The sequence below is a fragment of the Labrenzia sp. THAF187b genome (assembly GCF_009363375.1).
Classification (GTDB): domain Bacteria; phylum Pseudomonadota; class Alphaproteobacteria; order Rhizobiales; family Stappiaceae; genus Roseibium; species Roseibium algicola.
On the sequence record NZ_CP045344.1, the window covers coordinates 2485264 to 2510685 of the forward strand.

A 25422-nucleotide genomic window follows, 5' to 3' on the forward strand; every position below is an offset into this window, starting at 1 on the left:
CCTCGAACAATCCCACCCGCGTCATCAGAAGTCTGTGGCGGCTCGGGTTCACCGTTGCCGCATTTGGAATATAAATTCCATTTTTATCGAAGCGCAACAGATTTTTTCCAGAAAAATCACAGCCTGTTCCGTTGAGCCCCCACGGAAACGGCCAGGGCAATGGCCAGCGAGAGACTTGCGGACAGCGCCCGGAACGCGCCTACGTCCAGTTCCGAGACCAGTAGCTGGATTGCCTTCAGGCGTGCGAGCGGGCTGGTCACGACATCCGTAATCGCGACAATGTCAGCGCCGCTGGCGCGGGCCTTGGTGGCCATGTCGATGGTCATTTCCGTGTACGGGGCGAAGGTCACCGCGATTACCGCGTCGTTCGGCCGGATCAGGTGTTCCATGTTGATGTTGGCGATGCCTGAATGGAGAACCGCCGGCACGTCCATCTTTTCGAAGGCATAGGCAAGATACGACGTGACCGGGAAGGCCCTGCGGAAGCCGATCATGTGAATCGTTTCGGCACGGGCCAGCACATCGACCGCCTGTTGAAGTGCGGTCGGGTCGACGGTTGTCAGCAGGTTTTCCAGTGAAGAACGGCCAACCTCGACGAATTCGGCAAGGAGGGCAGAAGGGGACTCGGTGCCGTGCTCGCGCAGTTTGGCGAGGCGGGTGGCGTAGTCCGGCCATTTCTGGGAATAGTCCGAGCGGAACAGTTTCTGCATTTGCGAAAAACCGGAGAAGCCCATTTCCTGGCAGAAACGCATGACGGCGGATGGCTGAACTTCGGCGCCTTCGGCAAGTTCGGCAACCGTGGAAACTGCCACTTTGTCCGGATTGGCGGCGATGTAGTTCGCGAATTGTTTCAGGCGCTTGGGCAGTCTCTCGGCGGTGCTGCCGAGCCGGGCAAAAAACGCATCGATCGATTGCGGCGGCGCAAGGATTTCGGCGGTGGCGAGATTGGGTTCATTTTCTGGATCGGGCGAGGCGTCATTCATTGTCTTCTTCTTTTCCGGCTTGACACATTCCGTCGAAAATGATTTTGGAATTTTTATTCTAAATTGGCAAGCGCTGGTTCAAACCGCTCTGCCACATGTCATCCGGGAGGAAGTATCATGGCCGTCAATGTCGCCCTGCTTGGGGCTGGACGTATCGGTAAAGTGCACGCAAAGGCCGTTGGCGCGGCCGCCGGCGCGACGCTCGTCGCTGTTGCGGACGCCTTCCCGGAAGCCGCCGAAACGCTTGCAGCCGCCTATGGCGCCCGTGTCAGCACGATCGACGAGATCGCTGCCGCCGGCGATGTCGACGCGGTGATCATCTGCACGCCGACCGACACCCATGCCGATCTGATCGAAAAGTTCGCACGCGCAGGCAAGGCGATCTTCTGCGAGAAGCCGGTCGATCTGTCGCTGGACCGGGTGAAAGCCTGCCTGAAGACGGTAGAAGACCTTGGCGCAACCTTGATGCTGGGGTTCAACCGCCGTTTCGATCCGCATTTCCGCGCCGTGCGCGCGGCCATCGATGAAGGCCGCATAGGCGACGTGGAGATGGTGCAGATCACCTCGCGCGATCCGGGTGCGCCGCCGCCATCCTACATTACGTCGTCCGGCGGCATCTTCCGTGACATGACCATTCATGATTTCGACATGGCCCGGTTCCTGCTCGGCGATGAAGTCACGACCGTCTACGCGACGGCGTCGGTTCTGGTCGATCCGGAAATCGGCAAGCTTGGCGATTACGACAGCGCCATGGTGGTGCTGACGACGGCGTCCGGCAAGCAATGCTCCATCTCCAATTCCCGCCGGGCAACCTATGGCTACGACCAGCGCATCGAAGTGCATTGCTCCAAGGGTGTGGTGAGTGCGGAAAACCAGCGTCCGGTATCCATCGAAGTGGCAACCGAAGCCGGATACACACGTCCGCCGCTGCATGATTTCTTCATGACCCGCTACACGGAAGCCTATGCGGCTGAAATCACCGCTTTCGTCGAGGCTATCGAAACCGGTAGTGCGCCGTCACCAAGTGGCGAGGACGGATTGAAGGCACTCGCCCTGGCGGAAGCTGCCCTCAAGTCCATCGCCGAACGCCGCGCCGTCGGCATGGACGAAGTCTGAGCGTCAGAACCACTATGACCTCATCCTGAGGAGGACCGTCTGGTCCGTCTCGAAGGATGGGCGGCAAACTCATGAGCAAGCAGCCCATCCTTCGAGACAGCGCCAAGGCGCTTCCTCAGGATGAGGTTAAAGGGCGGAACGGTCCGCTTCGTCACCTCCGGGAGGATCGGATTACATGACAAGTCTCGGTATCGGATTGATCGGCACCGGTTTCATGGGCAAGTGCCATGCGCTTGCCTATGGTTCGGTGAAAGCGGTGTTCGGCGATGTGCCGGCGACCCGCCTGGAAGTGCTGTGCGATGTTCCTGCAGAAAAGGCAGAAGCCTTTGCCGACCAGTTCGGCTTTGCAAGGGCAACGAGCGACTGGAAAGATCTGATAGCGGATCCGAAGGTCGACATCGTCTGCATCACCACGCCCAACAAGGTGCACAAGGAAATGGCGCTTGCCGCGCTCGAGGCCGGCAAGCATGTGCATCTGGAAAAACCGATGGCGCTCGGCCTGGAGGACGCCAGACAGATGCTGGCTGTTGCCGAAAGAACAGGTGCGAAGACTATCGTCGGCTACAACTACCTGCATAATCCGGCGATTTCGCATGCCCGCAAACTCATCGCGGATGGCGCCGTCGGCCGGATCGTGCATTTCCGCGGCATGGTCGATGAAGACTACCAGGCTGACCCGGACCTCGCCTGGACCTGGCGGGCAACCAAGGCCGATGCGGGCCTCGGCACGCTCGGCGATCTTGGCTGCCATCTGATTTCGCTCGCAACCGCGCTCGTCGGACCGGTCGAAAGCCTGATCGCGGAGACAAGAACGGTTCATGAAACACGGCCCATGGGCAATGGCTCAAGCGAGCGGCGTCCGGTTGAAAACGAAGACATCGCTTCTGCGCTGCTGACCTTCGAAAACGGTGTCCATGGTGTCGTCTCGACCTCGCGCAGTGCCTGGGGTCGCAAGAGCTACATCGGCTTCGAGGTGCATGGAACGGAAGGCATGATCACCTTCGATCAGGAACGCATGAACGAACTCCGCCTCTACCAGAACCGGGGTGAGCTTGCCGAACAGGGTTTCAAGACATTGCTCAGCGGGCCAGCTCATCCGCCGTATGGGCAATTCGTTCCGGCAGCCGGCCATCAGCTCGGGTTCAACGATCTGAAGGTGATAGAGGTTCATGAGTTCCTGAAGGCGATTTCCGAAGGGCGCAACGCCGTGCCGTCTTTCCGGGAAGCGCTTCATTTCGAGGCGGTGATCCATGCGATCGCCCAGGCCGGAGAGACGGGCTCCCGGGTGCGGGTCTCCAGGGCGGACTGACGCCGACAGCATCCCACTGTCTATCGCTTACTTTATTGTTCAATGGGCGCGAACAGGCCGGTTCCTGTTCGCGCCCTTTATCTGTTGCGGATGATCCCTACAAACTCTTGAGAATACAGACCGTTGGTCCGCCGTGCTCGGCAGGCCTTGCCGGCTCTGCGGGCTTACTCAGATCCGGGAGATCCTCTTGGCCAAGGTAATCGTTTTCTTTGCCCACCCACGACCGCACAGGTCGGAGGTGAACCAGCCGCTGTTTGAAATCGCGCGGTCGATCAAGGAGATCACAACCGTTGATCTTTATGCGGACTATCCGGATTTCAGCATTGATATCGACCGGGAGCAGGATCGCCTGCGGGCTCACGACGTGATTGTCTTCCAGCACCCGCTTTACTGGTATTCGGCACCCGCCATCATGAAGGAGTGGCAGGATCTCGTGCTGGAACATGGCTTTGCCTATGGTCATGCCGGCAAGGCATTGCATGGCAAGGTGTTCCTGAACGCGGTTACGACCGGTGCCAAGCCGGATGCCTATTCGCAAACGGGCATGAACCATGCCGAGTTGCGCAGCTTGCTGGGCCCGTTCGAAAAGACGGCGGACCTTTGCGGCATGCGCTACCTCGCGCCCTTTGCGCTGTTCGGGGCCGGGCGGGCACTGGAGGAAAACCGGTTTGAGGCCCACCGCCTTGCCTATGGAAAGCTTCTGAATGCTTTGGTTCGTGATCGGCTGGATCTTGCAAAGGCGGCTGCAGCGCCGGTGCTGCCGGATGACCTGGATGCGTTCCTGCTGGCAGGGGAGACGGTCTGATGGCGCTGCTCAGCGAAGCCTTCGTCTATCTGTGCGCGGCCGTCATCGCGGTGCCGATTGCCAACCGGCTCGGCCTTGGCTCCGTGCTCGGTTATCTGATTGCCGGTGTGGTGATCGGGCCGGTCATCGGCATCGTCGGATCGGAAGCGGCCGACGTGCAGCATTTTGCCGAATTCGGCGTGGTGATGATGCTTTTCCTGGTCGGGCTGGAACTGCAGCCCGCCATGCTCTGGAAAATGCGTCAACAGCTTGTCGGGCTTGGTGGACTGCAGGTTGTCGGGACAGCGCTCGTCTTTGCCGCTGCCGGTCTGGCGTTCGGTCTTCACTGGCAGAGCGCTTTGGCGCTCGGCATGATCCTGTCGCTCTCTTCCACGGCCATCGTCTTGCAGACCCTCAACGAGAAAGGTTGGCTGAAAACGCAAGGTGGGCAGAGTTCCTTCTCGGTATTGCTGACCCAGGATATCGCGGTCATTCCGATGCTGGCGCTTCTTCCGTTGCTTGCCATCAGTGGCCATGGCGGGGAAGGAGCCGCGGATGGGCATGGCGAGAGTGCCGGTCATGGTGGCGAAGCTCTGGCGGCCTTGCCGGGCTGGGCACAGGCTCTTGTCATTCTGGCTGTAATTGCCGCCATCATTCTGGCAGGGCGTCATCTGCTGCGGCCTGTCTTCCGGTTCATAGCCGAAGCGCGCCTGCGGGAAATCTTTACGGCAACTGCGCTGCTGCTCGTAATCGGCATTGCCCTAGTCATGGATTTTGTCGGTCTGTCGCCGGCACTCGGTACCTTTCTTGCCGGGGTTGTCCTGTCCGACAGCGACTATCGTCATGAGCTGGAAAGCGATATCGAACCCTTCAAGGGCCTGTTGCTTGGTCTGTTCTTCCTGACGGTCGGGGCGGGGATCGATTTCGACCTGCTGTTTGGTGCCCCTTTATCGATCCTTGGACTCGCGCTCGGCTTGATGGCAGTCAAGTTTCTGGTGCTGTTCCTGCTTGCAGCCCTCTTTCGCCTCACAGGGCCAGATCGGTGGCTGTTCGCGCTCGGACTGGCACAGGCAGGGGAGTTCGCTTTCGTGCTGTTCGGATTTGCCTCGGGCAGCGGGGTGCTGGAACCATCGCTGATCAAGACCATGACCCTGGTGGTGGCGATTTCCATGCTGCTGACACCCGCGTTGTTCATCTTCTACGAAAAATTTGTCGCTCCACGGGCTCTGGCGAAAGCGGATCGGGAACCGGATGTCATCGACAGGCGCGGCCGGGTCGTTGTCGCGGGCATGGGCCGGTTCGGCCAGATCGTTTCGCGACTGCTGCTGACCAGTGGCTATGACGTGATCATTCTCGATCATGACCCGCAGACGATCGAAAACCTGCGCAGGATAGGCATTCGAACCTTCTATGGTGATGCGACCCGGCCAGACCTTCTGCACGGTGCCGGGCTGGACGATGCCGACCTCTTCGTTGCCGCGCTAGATGATCGCGACAAGCAGACCGAATTGGTGGAACACGTTGCCAAGACCTATCCGAATGTTCGGATCCTCGCCCGTGCCCGCGACCGGCATCACGTCTACGAACTGGAAAATGCCGGTGCTCATTGTGCCGAGCGGGAGGTCTTCGAAGGGGCCCTGGCGCTTGGACGCCAGGCCTTGACCGAGCTGGGGTACCATCCGTTCCGGGCACGCACCAAGGCGAGGGAATTCCGTCATCACGACATTGCGATGCTCGATGACCTTCGCGAGAATTTCAACGACGGTGGCGTCGACACTTCCTATATCGACGCCATGCGGGCGCATTCCGAAACCCTGTTCGAAATCATGCAGGTCGACAGGGGCGGTGATCGCCCTGAAGGATCGGAACGTGGCTGGACGCCTCCTCCAAAGGGCGATGCAACGCTCTGACGGGGGGCGGAAAGCAGCGTTCCAGCAAAGAACGAGGTTTCCCGGTGGTAACCGCTGCCTTTCCCCGGCTGGCAGCGGCTCCTATATGCGGGGCAAGACAGACAATGGCGCCAGCCAGACACGCGGCTGACTGCGCCGGAACAGGAACCAATCATGACTTCGCAAGACACCGACACAACCGGCCTCGATGATGTGTTGCAGATCGACATTGTTTCCGATGTCGTCTGCCCCTGGTGCATCGTCGGTTTCAAGCAGCTCGAACAGGCGATCGCGAGAACCGGCGTTTCGGCTGCCATCAAATGGCATCCTTTTGAACTCAATCAGGATATGGCTGCCGAGGGAGAGAACCTGCGCGAACACATCATGCGCAAATACGGCTCCAGCGCGGAGCAGTCCCAGGCAGCGCGGGACCGGCTGACGGACCTTGGCGCGAGCCTTGGTTTCGAGTTCAACTTCACCGACGACATGCGCATGGTGAACACCTTCAAGGCGCACCAGCTGATTCATTGGGCCGGTGAAAGCCGCAAGGAACACCAGTTGAAGATGGCGCTGTTCCAGGCCTATTTCGGCGACCGGAAGGACCTCAATGACAATCAGGTTCTGGCGGATGTGGCTGAAAGCATTGGCCTCGACCGGGCTGAAGCCCTTGCCGTTCTGGAAGACGGCCGCTTTGCCGAAACCGTTCGCGCGGAAGAAGCGTTCTGGACCGGCAACGGCATTCACGGCGTTCCGGCTGTCATCTTCGAGCGTCAGCACCTGGTATCAGGCGCACAGGGCGTCGATAATTTCGCGGCCATCATCACCGAGCTGACGAAGGGCAAGGCGGCCTGACGGCACAGCCTTGGAGATAACCTGTAGATTGTCCAATTTCTTCGTCATGCCATGGCTCGACCATCGCATCCACGCCGTTTCGGTTTCGCTCGACGGGTCTAGGTTTGCGGCACTGTCTCGGCATGGATTGCAGGATCAAGTCCTGAAATGACGGGGTGGGGACGGTTGTTGGTTTTCTCTGCTCAGATCAACGTCCAACGGGTGCGGTTACCAAACCCGGTCCACCCACTCGTCATGCCATGGCTCGACCATGGCATCCACGCCGTTTCGGTTTCGCTCGACAGGCCTTAGTTTGCGGCACTGTCTTGGCATGGATTGCAGGTTCAAGTCCTGCAATGAAGGGGAGGAGGAAGAGCTCGGTTATCTAACCACTCCCAGGGTAGAACCCCTTTTGCCTTACAGCTTTTCGAACAGCACTCCTGCAGCTTCGATCCGGCCGGCAGGTGTGTCGGCAGGTTCGGCGCCGTAATTTGTCCAGATCCTCAGGCCATCGGTCATGCGGCAGCGGACACCGCCGGTAAGGTCGAGCGTGTCGATCCCGGCTTCTTCGCACAGCATGGTGTAGAGGTGCTTCAGCACGGTTTCGTCACCCCAGCCGCCGACATAGACGAGATGTTCCTGGCGGTAGGCGGCGGGTTGGCCGTCTTCCAGTTCCAGGATGACTTCGCCAGCGCCTTCCAGTTCCTCGCGGTAGCCGGTGAAAGCGCCGCCGCCCTTGAGCGGCATCGGCATGTCCGGGCGCAGGCTTTCGACCCGTGAGACCGCAAGGTCGAGCCCGGGCATGTCTGGCGGCAACGGCACGGGAATGACCATGTCTGCGTTGCGGGCGGCCGTGCGCGGGCCCATCACCACCAGCGCTTCGGTTTCGGCAAGCACCTGTTTCAGGTCCTGCGGCACGTAGATCAGGCCTGGCAGGGCAACGATCCTGTAGCCGGAAAAGTCGCGGGTTTCGCCGCGCAGGATATCGACCGAAAGCCCGAGCTTGCGCAGCGCCTTGTAGGTGTCGAAAACAAGCTGGAAATAGGAAAGCTCCTTGCCGTGCGGCTGGGTGGTCCAGGCGAAATCCGCGTCATAGTCGAAGATCAGCGCTACAGATGCCTGTGGGGCCGAGACGTCAGGCGCATCGCGCAATTCGTCGGCGACCTTGCGGGCTTCGAGCAGCGCCGGTGCATCGGCATTGTCCGGGCGCAGCATGCCGGCATGCATCTGTTCCTGCGCGAAAGGCGCCTGTCGCCAACGGAAATAGCACACGGCCTCGGCGCCATGGGCATACGCCTCCCAGGCCCAAAGCCGCATCATGCCCGGCAGAGGAGCAGGATTGTGGGGGGCCCAGTTCACCGGTCCCGGCTGTTGTTCCATCACCCACCAGCGGCCCTTGCCAACGGCACGGTAAAGATCGTGGTGGAAGGCCTGGAAGTCCGGATCGCCCTGGCGCATGAAGGCCCGCTGATGGGCGTCATCCGCGCCGACACGGTCTTCCAGAAAGCCGAGCGGGTAGCTGTCCCATGTCGCGATCTCGAGATCGTCGCCGACCTTGAAGTGGTCGAAATCCGTTACCCGGCCCATGTAGTTGTGGCTGATCGGTGCGCTGGAATGCGCCCGGATGATATCGACCTGGCGCTTGTTGAAGGTAACCACCTGATCGGAGGAGAACCGCCGGAAGGCAAGTGTGTGCGAGGGGTTCGGTTCGGTTACGGTCAGGTTCGGCAGGTCGATCTCGTCAAAGGAGAGATACTCCATAGACCAGAACACGTTGCCCCAGGCGCGGTTGAGCGCCTCGATGGAGCCGTAGCGGCTCTTCAGCCAGACCCGGAAGGCTTTTCGGGCAGCCTCCGAATAGGAGAGAATCGTGTCGTGGCAACCATATTCGTTGTCGGTCTGCCAGGCGGCGACATGCGGATTGTTGCCGTAGCGCTCGGCGACAAGCTTCACGATCCGGTCGCTCTCCTGGCGAAAGCCCTCGTGTGAAAAGCAGTAGTGGCGGCGGGAACCGAACTTGCGGGGATTGCCGTCGGCATCGACAGCGACCATGTCCGGATGCTTGTCGACAACCCAGCGCGGCGGCGTTGCGGTCGGTGTGCCGAGCACGACCTTCAACCCGGCACGGCCCAGGGTCTCGATGGCCCTGTCCAGCCACTCGAAGTGCAAGTCACCCGGGCGGGGCTCGAGGCGTGACCAGGCGAATTCACCGATGCGGATCCATGTCAGCCCGGTCTCGGCCATCCGGCGGGCATCAGCTTCCCAGATTTCTTCCGGCCAGTGTTCCGGATAATAGCAGGTTCCGAGAGTGCGTTTCATGATGGATGCTCACTGCTTGATGGTTCGGCAACGCCCATCCGGATGGTGAAGCGTTGCCACATATTCCGTGTCATCCCCGCAAGGCGGGGCCTGAGAACCCTTCAAAGGTCCACTGAACTTGCATTTTGTCCCGGTGCTCCCAACACTTTGCCCGGGAGATGGACGGCGGACCTTTTAGAGCAAGACCCTGTGCTCGCTCTGTCCACGAACCTTCACTTGCGCGAAATAGGTCTTGCCTTCGTGCTCGCCAGCAAGACCTTCGGCGGCGGATGTGGCAAAGAGCGTCTGCAGATCCGCCCCGCCGAATGCCGGGCAGGAAATCTGTTTTGCAGGCATGGAAACAGCCTCGGCAAATTTCCCGTCCGCAGTATAGCGAGCAACGTGGTTCGCCCCCCAATGAGCGTTCCACAGGAACCCCTCGCTATCGACCACGGCGCCATCCGGATTGAACCCGTCGGCGGACAGATCGACGAACAGGGACGGCGCACCTGCAGGCCAGCCCTCGGCGTCCAGGGCGACCTTCTGAATGGTCAGGGTGTCGGTGTCGGCGAAATAGGCCGTCCTGCCGTCCGGCGAAAAACAGATCGCGTTGGAAATGGTGATGTCGCAGAACAGCTTGCGTAGCTCTCCCTTGTAATAGCGGTAGATCGATCCGGCGTTCTTTTCGGCGCCAAAGCCCATGGTGCCGATCCAGAAGCCTCCCTTGGGATCTGCCCTGCCGTCGTTGGACCGCGTGATTGCATTGTCGGCCTCCAGATCGCAGATCTTTGCGGAGGCTTCCGTTTCCAGATTGAACAGGAACAGCTTCGAAGAGCTGGCGATCAGGAGTTCGGTCCGGCTGACCCAGCCTGCGGCAGAGACATATTCATCGAACTGCCAGGTCTTTTCCGTGCCGTTGTCACGGCTGAGCAGGCGCTTGTTGAGAATGTCGAACCAGAACAGCTGCTGGCGTTCGGGATGCCACAACGGGCCTTCGCCAAGGGTACACTGGCGCTCGTCGAAAACTGTGCTCATGACATCACCCGCATGCTGCAACGGCCGCGTCGTAGGCGGCGACGATTTTTTCGGCCCGTTCGCTGACTTCGGCAACGCTGAAACCGGGTTTGAACAGAGCCGTTCCGATGCCGAAGCCGGCTGCTCCGGCCTTGATCCAGTCGCCGAAATTGTCCGGACCGGCACCGCCCACGGCATAGGTCGCAGTGCCCTTCGGCAATACCGCCAGCATCGCCTTCAGTCCGTCCGGGCCGATGAGCGAGGCGGGAAAGAATTTGAGGCCGTCTGCCCCGCTGCGCAGCGCCGTGAAGCACTCGCTTGGTGTCATCACACCGGGAAAGGAAGACATGCCTTCGGCTTTCGTCGTCTTGATGACATCCGGATTGCAGTCGGGTGACACGATCAGCGTGCCGCCGGCGTTCTTGACGTCGCGCACCTGTTCGGGCGCCAGCACGGTGCCTGCGCCGATCTCGGCCTTCGACGAAAAGGCTTTTGCCATGGCGGCAATGCTGACAAGCGGGTCCGGCGAGTTGAGCGGAACCTCGATACGAGTGATGCCGGCGGCAATCAGGCATTCTGTAACGGGCAGAGCCTCGTCCGGGGTCAGGCCGCGCAGGATGGCAATCAGGTTACGGCTCATGAATGCTCCGGTTCGTAGAAGGAATAGGCAAGGGTCAGGCCCTTCAAGGTGATGGTTTCCGCATCGAGTTGCCTTGAGGCATGGCCGAGATGTGTCAATGCGCTGCGATAGGCACCGGCGATCTTGTCGCTGCCCAGCAGGGCCGTGTTGCCAAGGTCGAAATCACGGCTGACAGCGGCCAGTTCGGCTCCGATCAGAAGCCCCGACAATCTGCCGCTGGCTTGTGCCGGGCCAAGGTCCGCGACAAGGCCGGCGGCGCGCACGCCGAACAGATCGGCAGTCAGCGCTTGAGGGGCATTGAAACTGTGTTCGGCCGCTTCGGCAAAGGCTGTGCTGTCGAGGTCATCGGCGGAAAGGCCGTGCCGCAGGACGGAGTGTTTGGACAGAAGCGCGAAGGTCTCTCCTGTCATGAAGGTGCGGAACCGCTCAATTCGTCCGTCCTTTAAGGCGACCCACTTGGTGTGCGTTCCAGGCAGGCACAAGGTGCCGGTATAGTTCTGATTATCCGCAAGGAACCCCGCGATCTGCGTTTCCTCGCCGCGCATGACATCTGGAGGTGTGAGCTGCTTGATGCCCGGCAGGATGAGGACGTCGAGGCGCGGGTCGGCTGCATCCACCCCGGTAGCGTTCCGGATCGACGGCGGCGCGCAGGGTACGGTCATGTAGGGGGCTTCGGCCCAACCCTGCCGTGACCCTGCCATGCCGCAGACGATCACGGGTGTGACCTCACCGTCCTTCAGGAGGTCGGCGATCAGTTCGATCAGGGCAGGTTCGAAATCCTGTTTCTCCAGTCGGCCCATGCCTTTTTCGGAGCTGCGATGGGCAAGGATGCCGCCGGCTTCGTCAAGCGCCCAGATGCGCAGATTGGTGGTGCCCCAATCCGCTGCGATCCAGGACGCTTTTGGATGTGTGTTCATCCCGTCACCACCACGCCGCCATCCACGACCAGCGCCTGTCCTGTCATCGCCTTGCTGGTTTTGGAGGCAAGGAAAAGCACCGGGTCGACCATGTCGTCCGGCTGCAGTTCAACCTTGAGACACTGCCGATCGATGTGCGCTGCCAGACCTTCCGGCGTTACCCACATGTCCTTCTGCTTCTGAGTCAGGACCCAGCCGGGCGCAATTGCGTTGACGCGGATGTTCTCCGGGCCGAATTCCCGTGCAAGGCTGCGGGTCATGCCGTTGATGCCGGAATTCGCAGTCGTGTAGACCGGGTAGCCCGCATTGCCCATCATGTAGGAGATGGACGAGAAGTTGACGATGGAGCCACCGCCGGCCGCTCGCATGCCGGCAACCACATGCTGGCAGGCAAAGAAATAGGCCTTCAGGTTGATCGCCACGGACCAGTCCCAGAACGCCTCGTCAACCTCTTCGGTCTTGTGGCGTTTGTCGTTGGCGGCATTGTTGACCAGAACCGTGATCGGGCCATGGACTTCTGCTGCCTGATCCAGGGCTGCCTTGAGGGCTGCCATGTCTGTGATGTCACAGGGCAGGAACAGCGGACGGCGGCCGTATTTCTGTTCCATCTCGTCGCAGAAGGGCGCTGCATCGGAACGCTGCACAAAGGCGACCTTCGCCCCCTGCCGCAGAAAGCCCTCCGTCAGCGCCGCGCCAATGCCGGAGCCGCCACCGGTGATGAATACCGATGCGTTGTCGAGATCCGGGTATGTTGCGTACATGGCACTTCCTCAATTGTTTTGGCGGCCTAAGCCGAAATCGGTTCGTTTTGAGTAACGTTACTCAAAGACGTTCGCCTTCCACAACCCAGACGGTTTCAGGGAACCGCCAGGGGAGCGTGAGCCCGTGGGACATCAGATATTGCCCACTGGCTTCAAGGTCTTGATGTTTCAGGAGAGGCGCACCGCGGGACAGCCGGGGCGCTTCGTCCCGATTGACGAGAGATAGCCTGTATCTGCCTTGCGGGTCCAGACCGGTCAAGCGCAACGGACGCGGCAGGATCTGGTCACTTGGTCGCGTCAGCGCGGCAAACGCAACGAAGCGGCTGCCGTCGCAGGCAAGCTGCTGTTCTGCGATCACGGCCGGATCGGCGCTGTCGAGCCGCAGGATATCGGCCTGCATCATCCAGTCCCGGTTGGCTTTCCACCAGCTCGTGACATTGCGCAGCGTTTCGGCTTCGGCTTCCGTCAGCTCACGCGGGTCCATCTCGAAGCCCATGTGGCGTTGAGCCGCGGTCCAGGCGCGCAGGCGAATGTCCAGCGTGCGGCCGGAAGTATGGCAGTGACGGGGCCCGACGTGAGAGCCTGTTACCGAGGTTGGCAGGAACAGGGCGGCATCGTGCTGAATACGCTGGCGTTCAAGCGCATCGTTGCTGTCTGAAAGCCAGACCCGGTGCGTTCGTTCCAGGACGCCGAAGTCGATGCGTCCGCCGCCGGACGAGCAGCTCTCGATCTCCACTGCTGGAAAATCGGACCGCAGACGGTCGACCAGCTCGTAAAAGCCTTCGGCCTGTCTGGCATCGACCACGGGCAGGATGCGGTTGTGGTCCCACTTGATGTAGCCGATGTCGTTGTTTTTCAGGACGTCGGCAATGTGGGTGTAAAGATAGTCGCGAACCGCCTGGTTGGACATGTCCAGCACCAGTTGCTGGCGTCCGCGGATCTGGTCGGCGTGGCCGAGTACCCAGTCGGGATGGGCGCGGCAGAGGTCACTGTCCTCGTTGACCATTTCCGGTTCGAACCAGATGCCGAACTCCATGCCGAGCGCCTTGATATGGTCGATCAGCGGGGTGAGGCCGTCCGGGTACTTGCGTTTGTCGATCACCCAGTCTCCCAGAGACGAGGTGTCGTCATCCCGGCGGCCAAACCAGCCGTCGTCCAGCACAAAGCGCTCGGCGCCCAGGTCCGCCGCTTGGGAGGCGATGGCTTTGAGTTCGTCGAGGTCGTGTTTGAAATAGACCGCTTCCCAGCAATTGTAGTGGACCGGGCGGGGTGTGCGGGCTCCCTGAACCACATGGTCGCGAACATGGCGCTGGAACCGCACGGCGGCACCGTTGAAGCCTGTGGCGGAGTAGGTTGCGTAGAGCGGTGCGCTGACGAAGTGGCGTCCGCTGGCAAGGCTGGCAGTGGCGTGGCCGAACTGGACCTGACGACGGCCATCGGCAAGTTCTTCGGCCACCATCTTGTGGCCCCCGGACCAGCCATAGTGAAACGCGAAAGCTTCACCGGCCGTGTTGGACGTTCCGGCATTGCAGACGACAAGCCCTGGAAAATGGGCGTGGTCCGTGCGGCCGGTGCGGTTGTCGCGGACGCGGGCACCGGGCGCAAACGGCAGGCGGCGGGTCAGGAATTCCGCGCACCAGCGGCCGGAAAACTCGATCATCTCGCCGGTATGAGCCGGGACCGGCAGAACCGGGGCTGCCAGCCAGTCGACCGTGATCTCATCGGCGCTTTCCAGCCGTGTCTGAAGCTTTAACAGGGATGTTTCCGGTGTCAGGACGAGATCGAAGACGAGGCTGAGATCAAGGCTCTTGTCGGCAAAGACAAGCGTCAGGCCATGAACCGACGCAGCTTCGCTTTCGAACCGGAAACTCGGCATGAGCGGCGCGCCGGATGCGTTCCTTGCAGTCAGGCCGGTTTGCCCGGGGAAGCTTTCGGAGGCTTCCGGGCACAGGCTCAGACCGGCGTTGCGGTCGACCATGCCGCCGGTGACGTCGGCAAGTGCGGCTGCCGAAAGCGTCTCAAGGTTTTCGCCAGTGGGAAGGGCGGGCCCCCAGTAGACGGCTTCCGGCAATCGGTCGTCGAAGCTGGCCAGGACCAGGCTCTGTCTGTCATCTCCAAGATGCCAGCTGCGGATCATTTCACGGCTCCGAGTGTGAGGCCTGCAATAAAGTGGCGCTGCATCAGGAAGAACATGGCGACAGGCGGCAGGGCGGCCACGATGGAACCGGCGCTCATCAGGTGGTAGGCAGCGCGATATTGCGCGTTGAAGGACGTGATGCCGGCGGTGACAGGCTGGCTTTCAACGCCCTGCGTCAGCACCACGGCCCAGAAGTAGTCGTTCCAGATGAAGGTGAAGATCAGCACCGACAGCGCGGCGATGGCCGGCTTCATCAGCGGTAGCACCACGTACCAGAAGATCCGCCATTCGGAGACGCCCTCAACGCGCGCGGCCTCGATCAGCTCAAACGGCAGGGCACGGATGAAGTTGCGCATGAAGAGTGTGCAGAAGCCGGTCTGGAAGGCGATGTGGAACAGAACCAGGCCGGTGATGGTGTTGTAGAGGCCCATCTGCAGGGTCAGGTCACGCACCGGCACCATCAGGATCTGGAACGGCACGAAGTTGCCCGCCACGAACATGAAGAAGAGCCAGATATTGGCCTTGAACTTGTAAATGCCGAGGGCGAAGCCGGTCATGCACGAGAGGCCAACCGCGCCAATCACCGTTGGAATGGTGATCTTGAACGAGTTCAGCAAATACTGCGGCATGTCCGAGCCGGTGAAGACCAGCGCGTAGTTGGTGAAGCCTTCGAAGGATGACGGCCAGCCCCAGTAGTTGGCGTTGGCGAAATCCGAATCCGGCTTGACCGAAAAGATGGCGACCGCGATCAGCGGCAGCAGCCACAGGATCAGCGCCAGTGGAAGCAGCGTCTGATAGGTGATCTGCCAGGGGCGAGACGTGCGTTCGATCGGTGTCGGGAACATGTCAGCGCGCCTTTTCTTCTTTGTACATCGACCAGAGGAAGTAGGCGATGAAGGCCAGCATGATCAGGAACAGCACCACGGCAATGGCCGCGCCGTAGCCCATGCGGAAGCCGTATTCGGAGAGTGCGACCTCGAACATGTAGAAGCTGAGCACCCGGCTGGCGCCGAAGGGCCCGCCGTTGGTCATGACCGAAATCAGGTCGAAAGAACGCAAAGCGCCGATGATGGTGACCACGAAGGCGATGAAGGTGGCCGGGCGAAGCTGCGGCACGATGATGTACCAGAGCATGCGCCAGCCCTTGGCGCCGTCGAGGCGTCCGGCCTCGATCTGCTCCGGATCGACCGCGTTGAGGCCGGTGAGATAGAGGATCATGCAATAGGCCGTCTGCGGCCAGAGACCCGCGACGATGATGCCGACAGTGACCCAGTTCTCGTCCCCCAGCACGTTGAGCGGCGGCAGGCCGACCGCGCCGAGCAGAACGTTGAGGATGCCGAATGTCGGGTCGTAGAACCAGGTGAACACCAGGCCGACGACGACCTGGGAGATCACGAAGGGAAAGAAGAACAGGGATTTGTAGAGCCGGATGCCGGTGACGGTCTGGTTCAGGAACAGCGCGATGAACAGACCTGCCGGAATGGCAAGCAGATAGAGCAGCAGCCAGATGACGTTGTTCTTCAGCGAGGTGTAGAACGCGTCATCCCAGTAGAGTTCCTCGTAATTGTAGAGCCCGACATATTCCGCCTGGCCCAAACCGTCCCACTCGTAGAGCGACAGGTTGAACGACTGGAAAATCGGAAAGATCACATAGAACAGGAAGAACAGGATCCCGGGAGCCAGGAACAGCCAGGGTGTCAACTGCTGCTGGTTGCGATGCCACCAGGAACTCTGGCGGGTCTCGGCTACGGATGCTTGGGCCATTTTCGGAACTCTTCGTGAGTCGTCGGCGTATACCGGAAAAGAGGACAGGGAGCGGTTGCCCCCTGTCCGGTCATGCAAAGGCAGACCTTATTTGTAGATACGCTGTTGGGCGCGGTCCAAACGGTCCAGGATCTTGTCCAGGTTGTCCGGCTTGACCATGAATTCCTGCAGGCCTTCCATGGCAACCTTTGCCATTTCAGCCGGGGCATCACGGTCAAAGAACTGGGCAACGCCGCCCGGGGAGTTCGTGGACAGCATTTCAAAGCCCTGTTCCAGGAACTTGTCCTGATCCACGGACGACTTGGCGTTTACCGGGAGCTGGCCGAGGTGCTTGCCGTCGTTGATCCAGGTCTGGACGTCCGGCGAGACCGCGAACTTCAGGAACTCGCGTGCGTTTTCCTTGTTCTCGGCATTGGCCGGAATGTGGAAGGTATCGGTCGGTGCGTCTTCCGCCTTGGCGATGCCCGGCGTGATTTCCACGAACTGGTAGAAATCGATCTGGTCATCGGAAAGACCGGCTTCGCGCAGCGGCGCCACGGCGAAGTTGCCCATCAGGTAAGCGGCTGCATCGCCCTTGACCATGAACGGCAGGGCTTCCTGCCAGGAGTAGGTCTGGTGGTTGTCGATGAAAGAGCCCATGTCGATGAGCTCGCGCCAGTTGGCGAAGGTCTTGCGGACTTCGTCGGACTTCCAGGACGCCTTGCCCGTGAGCAGGTCCATGTGGAAATCGAAGCCGTTGGTGCGCATGTTCAGGTAGTCGAACCAGCCACCCGCGGTCCAGAGAAACTTGGTGCCGATGGTGTAGCACTTCTTGCCGGCATCGATGATCTTCTGGCAGTTCGCCTTTTCCTCTTCCCAGGTAGTGGGTTCGGACAGGCCAAGCTCGTCGAAGATGTCTTTGCGGTAGTAAACACCCCACTGATAGTAGGTGTAGGGCACGCCCCACTGCTTGCCGTCGATGGTCATCGCGCCCTTGGTGGAGGCGAGGTTGTCGGCAATTTCGGGTTCCGCCCAAAGGTCGGACACGTCCTCGAAGAGGCCGGCCTCCACGTAAGGCCGCATGCGGTTGGCCGCGTACCAGGTGGCAACGTCCGGCGCATTTGCCGTCAGGAAGTTGCGGATCTGGGTCTTGTAGGCTTCCCGGTCAATCACCGTCGTCTCGATGTTCAGCTCCGGGTTCTTCTCCTGGAACTGAGCGATCATCTCTTCCATGGTCGCGCGCGGCGCCGGGTTCGATGTGTCGAGAAAGATTTTCAGATTGCCTGTCAGGCCGTCAGCAGAAGCTGCGCCCATCGCGGCTGCCAACATGGCAAATGCCGCGACGGACGTTTTCAGCATGGAACGCATGGTGTCCTCCCTTTTGGTTCCATTATGTGAAACTTAGTTTTGTATATTGATACTTTGATGCGATGGCGATAAGTTGTCAACAGGCTCGACGACAAGAAACGGGCCGAAGGAGGAGCTCATGAACAAACAGGCGGGGTCATCGACAGGTGACGGCACGGTCGGCAAGGCGCTGGAAGTGCTGGACAAGGTTGCGGCTGTGGGCCGGCCTGTGCGCTTTTCCGAACTGCTGTCTGAAAGCACCCATCCCAAGGCGACGCTGTACCGGCTGCTGCAGACGTTGGTGAGCCAGGGCATGCTGGCCTACGACGAGCGCCAGCAGACCTATTCGCTGGGTATCCGCCTGGTGCGGCTGGCGCATGCGGCCTGGCGGCAAAGTTCCATCGCGCCGATTGCGCGTCCCTTCATCAACGCCTTGTCGGAAGCGGTCGGCGAAACCGTTCACCTGGCACAGCTCGACAGCGGGCAGGTGCTTTACGTCGACAAGAGAAACCCGACCAATGCCGTCGACATGTTTTCGCAGGCCGGCAAGGTTGGTCCGGCCTATTGCACTGGGGTCGGCAAGGCCCTGATGGCCTTTCTGGAGCCTGCGGACCTCGATCACGTCTTAAAGAAGCAGTCGTTCTATCGCTACACCCCGGCAACGCTGGCCAGCGAAGCTGAACTGCGGGCGGACCTGGAAAAGATCCGCCAAGAGGGGCTGTCCTACGACCGCGAGGAACACGAGCCCGGCATCATCTGCATTGCAGCGCCGATCCTGTCGTCCAAGGGGCGGCCGGTCGGGGCGCTTTCCGTTACCACGTCCACGCAGCGCAAGAGCCTCGAACAGCTTCTGGAGGCACGGCCTGCACTGCTGGATACGGCCTCCAAGATCGCGGCGGCGGTCGAGGACTGGCAGTTCCCTGCCTAACAAGAATCCCAAGGGAGAGAGAATTACATGTCTGGCGTCACACTGACAAAAGCCGTCAAGAAATATGGCGACCTGGAAGTCATCCACGGAGTGGACCTTCAGATCGAGCATGGCGAATTCTGCGTTTTTGTCGGTCCGTCCGGCTGTGGCAAGTCCACCCTTCTGCGCATGATCGCCGGGCTGGAGGAAACGACCGACGGCAGGATCGAGATCGGTGACCGTGATGTGACCAAGTCAGACCCCGCGGAACGGGGCGTTGCCATGGTGTTCCAGACCTATGCGCTTTACCCGCATATGACGGTCGAGGAGAACATGGGCTTCGGGCTGAAGATGAACGGTCATCCGAAGGCCGAGATCCAGTCCAAGGTTGCCGAAGCCAGCCGCATCCTGAAGCTGGACCCTTATCTGAAGCGCAAGCCGAAGGCTCTTTCCGGCGGGCAGCGCCAGCGCGTCGCCATCGGCCGGGCCATTGTGCGCGGACCGGAAGTGTTCCTGTTCGACGAACCGCTCTCCAACCTGGATGCCGAGTTGCGTGTCGACATGCGCGTTGAAATCGCCCGCCTGCACAAGGATATCGGCGCGACGATGATCTACGTGACGCACGACCAGGTCGAGGCGATGACGCTGGCGGACAAGATCGTGGTTCTGCGTGGTGGCAATATCGAGCAGGTCGGCTCGCCGATGCAGCTCTATTCCGATCCGGACAACAGGTTCGTCGCCGGTTTCATCGGTTCCCCCAGCATGAACTTCGTGGAAGGTATTGCCGGGGAGGGTGAGGTCAGTGTTGCCGCGTTCGGCGGTGTTGCCGTGCCGACATCGGTCGCGCTGCCCGCCAAGGGCGAAAAGGTGCTGGTCGGTCTGCGCCCGCAGCATCTGAAAGTCTCGCCTGCGCAGGAAGGGGCGAAGGTCGATCTGTGCGAGCAGCTTGGTGGTGTCGCCTATTCCTATCTCATCTGCCCGACGGGCGAGCGTGTGATCGTGGAAACCAAGGGTGAGGATGCGCCTGTTTCTGATGGAACTGTCGCCATCGACTTCGACCCGGCTTCGGCGCTGTTCTTCGATGCGAAGACGGAACAGCGGCTGAGGTAGTCTCGCCAACGCGACTGGTCCAGGCGGCCCGCCTTCCGCACGTGGTTCTGGACAAGTGAGGCAATGCCGAACCGGCAACCGGATATCAGCCGTGCCATTGGCGCGTCTCCTTGTACGAAAAAGAGTTCGCTACACGCACGCAGATGCGCTGGATTCCGGATCTGCACGCAGCTTATGCTGCGCTTGTCCGGAAAGACTGTGGGTAACCGTTGAAGGCCTTGTTCTCGAGGGGCTGGCAAAACGGATTGCGCAGGGGACTGAGAACGCCTTTCCACTTATGCCGGGACGCAGAGCCTCTGGTCTGCGGGTCGCTTGCATTGCATTCGTCTGGTGGGCGGGTCTGTTTTTTGACGATTTTGGCGGCTCTCCTGTCAGGGCCGATCTTTTTTCTCTGTCATCATCATCCTTCAGACAGTCTTTATCACATGACTGTCTGGCATTGCGCTGCCGCTCTTGGTGCTGTGTCTTTGCAGGACCGGGCTGCATTCATCTGTCATGAGCTCGTGTTACGCTAACTGACGACCCGCCCGGAAAGGCGGCCACTTCGAACGCGCATCTTGCCTTGACATGAATACTGATTCATGTGTCATATATTCCAGCGTCAGGCGATGATGTTACCCTGTGGAGGCCGTGGGAGCGGCCGGGCAGGTTTGCCGGCCTTTCGCGCAATGGGAGGAGAATTCATGACGAAACGCGTTTTCCGCTGGGCCGTGCCGCTTCTGGCTGGCATCAGCGTGGCGGCTGCCGGGATTGCCGGTGCCCAGGCCGACGATATCAAGATCGCCCATGTTTACGGCAAGACCGGTGCCCTGGAGGCCTATGCGAAACAGTCGCATACCGGCCTGATGATGGGTCTCGAATATGCCACCGACGGCACCATGGAAATCGACGGCCGCAAGATCGTGGTCATCGAGAAGGACACCCAACTGAAGCCGGATATCGGCAAGGCCGCGCTGGCGGAAGCCTATGGTGACGATGAAGTCGATATTGCTGTCGGTCCCGTCTCCTCCGGCGTTGCGCTGGCCATGCTGCCGGTCGCCGAAGAATACGAGAAGGTGCTTCTGGTGGAGCCGGCAGTTGCCGACAGCATCACCGGCGAGAACTGGAACCGCTACATCTTCCGCACGGCGCGCAACTCGTCCCAGGACGCTATCGCCAACGCTGTCGCACTGGGGCAGGAAGGCGTCTCCATCGCAACGCTTGCACAGGACTATGCCTTCGGCCGTGACGGCGTCGCCGCCTTCAAGGAAGCGCTTGAAGGCACGGGTGCCAAATTGGTGTTCGAGGAATATGCGCCGACCGATACCAAGGATTTCACAGCCAACGCGCAGCGCGTCTTTGATGCCCTGAAGGATGAGCCGGGCCGCAAGTTCCTGTTCGTGATCTGGGCCGGTGGCGGCAATCCGATCAGCAAGATCAAGGCAATGGAGCCGGAGCGCTTTGGTGTCGAGATTGCCACGGGTGGCAACATCCTGGCTGCCATGGCGGCCTACAAGGAACTGCCGGGCATGGAAGGCGCGACGTACTATTACTACGAGATCCCGAAGAACCCGGTAAACGACTGGCTGGTGGCCGAACACCAGAAGCGCTTCAACGCGCCGCCGGACTTCTTCACCGCGGGTGGCATGTCTTCCGGCATTGCCATTGTCGAGGCGATCCGCAAGGCTGGGTCCACGGAGACCGAAGACCTGATCACTGCCATGGAAGGCATGGAGTTTGAAACGCCAAAGGGCAAGATGATGTTCCGGGCGGAAGATCACCAGGCCTTGCAGTCGATGTATCACTTCAAGATCAAGGTCGATCCGGATGTCGAATGGGGCATCCCGGAGCTGGTGCGCGAGTTGACAATCGAGGACATGAACATCCCGGTGCGCAACCAGTAAGCCGAATGAAGACGCGGCGGAGCCTTCATTTCCGCCTGCGTGGCCCCAAGACCCTTAAGTTTGCCCGGCTGGTGGGAAACCCGTCCGGCCGGGCACTCATCCGATACAGTTTTCGCGACAATACAAGCCTGGGAACGCGCATCGTGGCCAAGGAACACCCGATTCTGGAAACGAGGGACCTGACCATTCGCTTCGGCGGTCATGTGGCGGTCGATCACGTTTCCTGCGCCTTCGAGCGAGGCACCCTGACGGCGATCGTTGGGCCGAACGGCGCAGGCAAGACCACCTATTTCAACCTGATCTCCGGTCAGCTGGCAGCGACTTCCGGGGCTGTGCTGCTCAACGGCGAGACCATCACCCGACTGTCGGTGCCTGAACGCACCGACAGGGGGATCGGTCGTGCGTTCCAGCTGACCAATCTCTTTCCGACCCTGAGCGTGCGCGAAAACGTGCGGCTTGTAGCGCAGGCGAAGGCACGCAAGGGGTTCGATCTCTTCACCGTTGCAGAAAGCCATGTGGAACTTCTGGAGCGGGCAGACCACGTGCTGGCGGAGGTCCGGCTGATCGATCAGGCCGACCAGACCGTTTCCGCTCTGCCCCATGGTGACCAGCGCAAGCTTGAGGTGGCGCTGCTGATCGCGCTTGGGCCCCAGGTGCTCATGTTCGACGAGCCGACCGCCGGAATGAGCGTCGACGAAGTGCCGGTGATCCTGGAGCTGATCCAGAAACTGAAGAGCGACATGGACCGGACGATCCTGCTGGTGGAGCACAAGATGGATGTCATTCGCACCCTGGCCGACCGTATCATCGTTCTGCACAACGGGGCGCTGGTGGCCGATGGAGAACCCTCGGAAGTGATTGCCCTGCCGATCGTGCAGGAGGCTTATCTCGGCAAGGCAGCGGCTTCCTCCGGGGAGGCTGCGTGATGGCGGAAAATCTGCTCACCCTTTCCGGAGTGCACACCCATATCGGCCCTTACCACATCCTGCAGGGTGTGGACCTCGCAGTGCCTGAAGGTGGGGTGACCGTTCTGCTCGGCCGCAACGGCGCGGGCAAGACCACAACCTTGCGCACCATCATGGGGCTCTGGACGGCCAGCCAGGGCGATATCCGGTTTGACGATCATGTGATCACCAAACTGTCGACACCCGAAGTTTCCCGCAGGGGAATTGCCTTCGTGCCGGAAGACATGGGCATCTTCACCGATCTGACAGTTGCCGAAAACATGATCCTGGCCGCTGCCAACGGGCCGATGGACCAGAAGCGCCTTGCCTGGATCAAGGAGCTGTTTCCGCCGATCGGCAGCTTCTGGAATTCCTCCGCAGGAACGCTGTCCGGTGGTCAGAAGCAGATGCTGTCCGTGGCGCGGGCGATCATCGAGCCGCGCCGGCTGATCCTGATCGACGAGCCGACGAAGGGCCTCGCACCGGCGATCATCAAGGCGATGACCGATGCGCTGAAGGAACTGAAGGAAACCGACACCACCATCCTGCTGGTGGAGCAGAATTTCGCCATGGCATCCAGCATCGGCGACACGGTCGCGGTGATGGACGATGGTCACATCATTCATTCCGGCCGCATGGACGAACTGGTGGCGGATGTCGCCTTGCAGGAAAAACTCATGGGACTGAGCCTGGAGGCGCATCAATGAGCGAGACGGCGATCAAACCGCGGATCGAGAAGATCCCGCTGAAGGAACAGCTTGCCCAGAAACTGCCGGTGCTGCTGGTGCCGTTGCTGGCCGCCGTCGGGCTTATTGCCATCGGCAATCCGGCAAGCTGGCTGACACTGACGGTGGCCGGGTTGGCCATGGGCATGATGATCTTCATCATGGCGTCCGGCCTGACCGTGGTCTTCGGGCTGATGGACGTGATCAACTTCGGCCATGGCGCCTTTGTCGCCGTCGGTGCCTTTGTCGGCTTCACGGTGCTGGCCTGGCTGGCCGGCTGGACGGCTTCGCCAAGCGTCTTCATGAACCTCTCCGCCGTTCTGATTGCCATCCTTGCGGCCATGCTCGTCACCGGCCTGCTCGGTCTCGCCTTCGAGCGGGTGATCGTGATGCCGGTCTACGGCGAACATCTGAAGCAGATCCTTGTCACCATGGGCGGGCTGATCGTTGCCCAGCAGATGATCTACGTGGTCTGGGGGCCGGACGAGCTGCATATGTCCCGCCCGGAAGCCTTGCAGGGATCGCTGGTGATCGGCGAAGCGGCCATCGAGAAATATCGCCTGGTGGCGGTCGGCATTGGTCTCGCGCTGTTCATCGGCATGCGCCATATCCTGAAGAACACCAAGATCGGTCTGCTGGTGCGCGCCGGGGTGGAGAACGGCGAGATGGTGGAAGCGCTCGGCTACCGTATCCGCCGGCTGTTCCTGATCGTGTTCATGACCGGGTCGGCGCTGGCCGGGCTTGGGGGCGTCATGTGGGGCCTCTATCAGGAAACGATTACCGCACACATGGGCTCGGAGATCATGGTGCTGGTGTTCATCGTGGTGATCATCGGCGGCCTTGGCTCGGTCGAGGGCTGTTTCATCGGCGCCATGCTGGTGGGACTGCTTGCCAACTACACGGCCTTCCTGGCGCCGAAGGTGGCGCTGATCTCGACCATCGCGCTGATGGTCGTGGTGCTGATGTGGCGGCCGCAGGGCCTTTATCCGGTGGTCAAGGCGAAGTAGGGACGGAACAAGATCATGCTGACCAGACTTCTTTCCGGCGACACGCCGCGCAGCGGCCTTCTGACTGCGCTGCTGCTGATCGTGTTGATCTCGCTCGCCTTTGCACCGTTTCTCTTTCCCGGGACCAAGTCGCTGGAGACGGCCGCGCGGATCTGCATCTTCATCGTGCTGGTGGCAAGCTACGACTTGCTGCTGGGCTATGCCGGTATCGTTTCCTTCGCCCACACCATGTTCTTCGGCATCGGCGCCTATGGCACTGCGCTTGCCCTGTCGACCACCGGGCCGAACTACGGTTCGCTGCTCTGGGGCACGGCGGCGGGGGCAGGGGTTGCGGCCCTCTTCGCGCTGGCCATCGGGCTGTTCTCGCTTCGGGTGAAGGCGATCTTCTTCGCCATGGTGACGCTGGCAGTGGCAAGCGCCTTTGCCGTGCTGGTGTCGCAGATGTCCTGGCTGACGGGCGGTGAGGACGGGCTCAACTACAAGATCCCGCGCGAACTGACGCCGGCCTTCAAGCTTATCAAGGCGAAAGTGTTCGACGTCAGCATCAACGGCAAGATCCTGGCCTATTACCTGGTGTTCTTCGCCGCCGCGATCCTGTTCCTGGTCATGCTGCGCATCGTCAACTCGCCGTTCGGCCGCACGCTGAAGGCGGTTCGCGACAATGCCTTCAGGGCGGAGGCGATCGGTTACCGCGTGGTCTGGTATCGCACTACGGCCACCGTCCTGTCGGCCGTCATGGCAGCGCTTGCCGGCTCTCTCCTGGCCATCTGGCTGCGCTATACCGGTCCGGCAACAACGCTCTCCATGGAGATCATGATCGACATTCTGCTGATGGTCGTGATAGGGGGCATGGGCACGCTTTACGGGGCCGTGCTCGGGGCAACCCTGTTCATTCTTGCGCAGACCTATCTGCAGAACCTGATGGGTGTTGCTGCAGAAGCAACCAGCGCGGTGCCGGTGTTCTCGACGCTGGTCGCGCCGGAACGCTGGCTGTTGTGGCTGGGAGTTCTCTTCATTCTGTCGGTCTATTTTTTCCCGACGGGCATTGTCGGACGGCTACGGGCGGGGCGTGCGTGA

At 60.8% G+C, this 25422-nt stretch carries 22 protein-coding genes; 12 read left to right on the plus strand and 10 right to left on the minus strand.

Annotated elements, in window-relative coordinates:
- Positions 1–116 precede the first annotated feature (116 nt).
- Entirely contained in the window at positions 117–983 is an 867-nt protein-coding gene (locus tag FIV03_RS11400; protein ID WP_152509619.1) for a MurR/RpiR family transcriptional regulator, read from the minus strand.
- Between the two features lie 117 nt (positions 984–1100).
- Between FIV03_RS11400 and iolG the strand changes: the two genes are divergently transcribed.
- From iolG to FIV03_RS11425, 5 genes are all read left to right on the plus strand, one after another.
- Positions 1101–2099 (plus strand): inositol 2-dehydrogenase, encoded by a 999-nt coding sequence (iolG, locus tag FIV03_RS11405; protein ID WP_152509620.1) that lies wholly within the window; start codon positions 1101–1103, stop codon positions 2097–2099.
- Between the two features lie 175 nt (positions 2100–2274).
- Positions 2275–3408: a Gfo/Idh/MocA family oxidoreductase gene (locus tag FIV03_RS11410; protein ID WP_152509621.1), complete on the plus strand. Its 1134-nt coding sequence runs from the start codon at positions 2275–2277 to the stop codon at positions 3406–3408.
- A 187-nt stretch (positions 3409–3595) separates the two neighbouring features.
- Positions 3596–4213 carry an NAD(P)H-dependent oxidoreductase gene (locus FIV03_RS11415; RefSeq protein ID WP_209009944.1) on the plus strand — a complete coding sequence of 206 codons (618 nt, stop codon included), beginning with the start codon at positions 3596–3598 and terminating at the stop codon, positions 4211–4213.
- Positions 4213–6102: a monovalent cation:proton antiporter-2 (CPA2) family protein gene (locus tag FIV03_RS11420; protein ID WP_152509622.1), complete on the plus strand. Its 1890-nt coding sequence runs from the start codon at positions 4213–4215 to the stop codon at positions 6100–6102. Before FIV03_RS11415 ends, FIV03_RS11420 begins: the two co-directional genes overlap by 1 nt.
- 153 nt (positions 6103–6255) lie before the next feature.
- On the plus strand, positions 6256–6933 hold the full coding sequence (locus FIV03_RS11425; RefSeq protein WP_152509623.1) for a DsbA family oxidoreductase: 678 nt from the start codon (positions 6256–6258) through the stop codon (positions 6931–6933).
- Between the two features lie 396 nt (positions 6934–7329).
- Here the strand turns inward: FIV03_RS11425 and FIV03_RS11430 are convergent, their stop codons facing one another.
- The 9 genes from FIV03_RS11430 to FIV03_RS11470 form a co-directional block, all read right to left on the minus strand.
- Entirely contained in the window at positions 7330–9231 is a 1902-nt protein-coding gene (locus FIV03_RS11430) for a beta-galactosidase (protein WP_152509624.1), read from the minus strand.
- Positions 9232–9405: 174 nt separating this feature from the next.
- Positions 9406–10245 carry an SMP-30/gluconolactonase/LRE family protein gene (locus tag FIV03_RS11435; RefSeq protein ID WP_152509625.1) on the minus strand — a complete coding sequence of 280 codons (840 nt, stop codon included), beginning with the start codon at positions 10243–10245 and terminating at the stop codon, positions 9406–9408.
- A 4-nt stretch (positions 10246–10249) separates the two neighbouring features.
- The gene (locus tag FIV03_RS11440; RefSeq protein WP_152509626.1) at positions 10250–10864 is read right to left on the minus strand and encodes a 2-dehydro-3-deoxy-6-phosphogalactonate aldolase; all 615 of its coding nucleotides are present in this window, start codon (positions 10862–10864) and stop codon (positions 10250–10252) included.
- On the minus strand, positions 10861–11781 hold the full coding sequence (locus FIV03_RS11445) for a 2-dehydro-3-deoxygalactonokinase (protein ID WP_152509627.1): 921 nt from the start codon (positions 11779–11781) through the stop codon (positions 10861–10863). Before FIV03_RS11445 ends, FIV03_RS11440 begins: the two co-directional genes overlap by 4 nt.
- Positions 11778–12542 (minus strand): SDR family oxidoreductase, encoded by a 765-nt coding sequence (locus tag FIV03_RS11450; RefSeq protein ID WP_152509628.1) that lies wholly within the window; start codon positions 12540–12542, stop codon positions 11778–11780. The genes FIV03_RS11445 and FIV03_RS11450 overlap by 4 nt, the downstream gene beginning before the upstream one ends.
- 61 nt (positions 12543–12603) lie before the next feature.
- Positions 12604–14679 carry an alpha-galactosidase gene (locus tag FIV03_RS11455; RefSeq protein WP_152509629.1) on the minus strand — a complete coding sequence of 692 codons (2076 nt, stop codon included), beginning with the start codon at positions 14677–14679 and terminating at the stop codon, positions 12604–12606.
- A complete protein-coding gene (locus FIV03_RS11460; protein ID WP_023003019.1) occupies positions 14676–15524 on the minus strand; it encodes a carbohydrate ABC transporter permease in 849 nt (282 codons plus the stop codon). The genes FIV03_RS11455 and FIV03_RS11460 overlap by 4 nt, the downstream gene beginning before the upstream one ends.
- A 1-nt stretch (position 15525) precedes the next feature.
- On the minus strand, positions 15526–16443 hold the full coding sequence (locus FIV03_RS11465) for a sugar ABC transporter permease (protein ID WP_023003020.1): 918 nt from the start codon (positions 16441–16443) through the stop codon (positions 15526–15528).
- Positions 16444–16530: 87 nt separating this feature from the next.
- Positions 16531–17790, minus strand: a complete 1260-nt coding sequence (locus FIV03_RS11470) for an extracellular solute-binding protein (protein ID WP_152509630.1) — start codon at positions 17788–17790, stop codon at positions 16531–16533.
- Positions 17791–17908: 118 nt separating this feature from the next.
- On the opposite strand from FIV03_RS11470, the gene FIV03_RS11475 reads away from it, so the two are divergent.
- From FIV03_RS11475 to FIV03_RS11505, 7 genes are all read left to right on the plus strand, one after another.
- Positions 17909–18697: an IclR family transcriptional regulator gene (locus FIV03_RS11475; protein ID WP_152509631.1), complete on the plus strand. Its 789-nt coding sequence runs from the start codon at positions 17909–17911 to the stop codon at positions 18695–18697.
- A 27-nt stretch (positions 18698–18724) separates the two neighbouring features.
- Positions 18725–19786: a sn-glycerol-3-phosphate ABC transporter ATP-binding protein UgpC gene (gene ugpC, locus FIV03_RS11480; RefSeq protein WP_152509632.1), complete on the plus strand. Its 1062-nt coding sequence runs from the start codon at positions 18725–18727 to the stop codon at positions 19784–19786.
- Positions 19787–20469: 683 nt separating this feature from the next.
- Positions 20470–21669 (plus strand): substrate-binding domain-containing protein, encoded by a 1200-nt coding sequence (locus tag FIV03_RS11485; protein ID WP_023003024.1) that lies wholly within the window; start codon positions 20470–20472, stop codon positions 21667–21669.
- Positions 21670–21812: 143 nt separating this feature from the next.
- On the plus strand, positions 21813–22595 hold the full coding sequence (locus tag FIV03_RS11490; RefSeq protein ID WP_173013984.1) for an ABC transporter ATP-binding protein: 783 nt from the start codon (positions 21813–21815) through the stop codon (positions 22593–22595).
- On the plus strand, positions 22595–23320 hold the full coding sequence (locus tag FIV03_RS11495; protein ID WP_152509633.1) for an ABC transporter ATP-binding protein: 726 nt from the start codon (positions 22595–22597) through the stop codon (positions 23318–23320). Before FIV03_RS11490 ends, FIV03_RS11495 begins: the two co-directional genes overlap by 1 nt.
- Entirely contained in the window at positions 23317–24345 is a 1029-nt protein-coding gene (locus tag FIV03_RS11500) for a branched-chain amino acid ABC transporter permease (RefSeq protein WP_152509634.1), read from the plus strand. Before FIV03_RS11495 ends, FIV03_RS11500 begins: the two co-directional genes overlap by 4 nt.
- A 15-nt stretch (positions 24346–24360) precedes the next feature.
- A complete protein-coding gene (locus FIV03_RS11505; RefSeq protein WP_152509635.1) occupies positions 24361–25422 on the plus strand; it encodes a branched-chain amino acid ABC transporter permease in 1062 nt (353 codons plus the stop codon).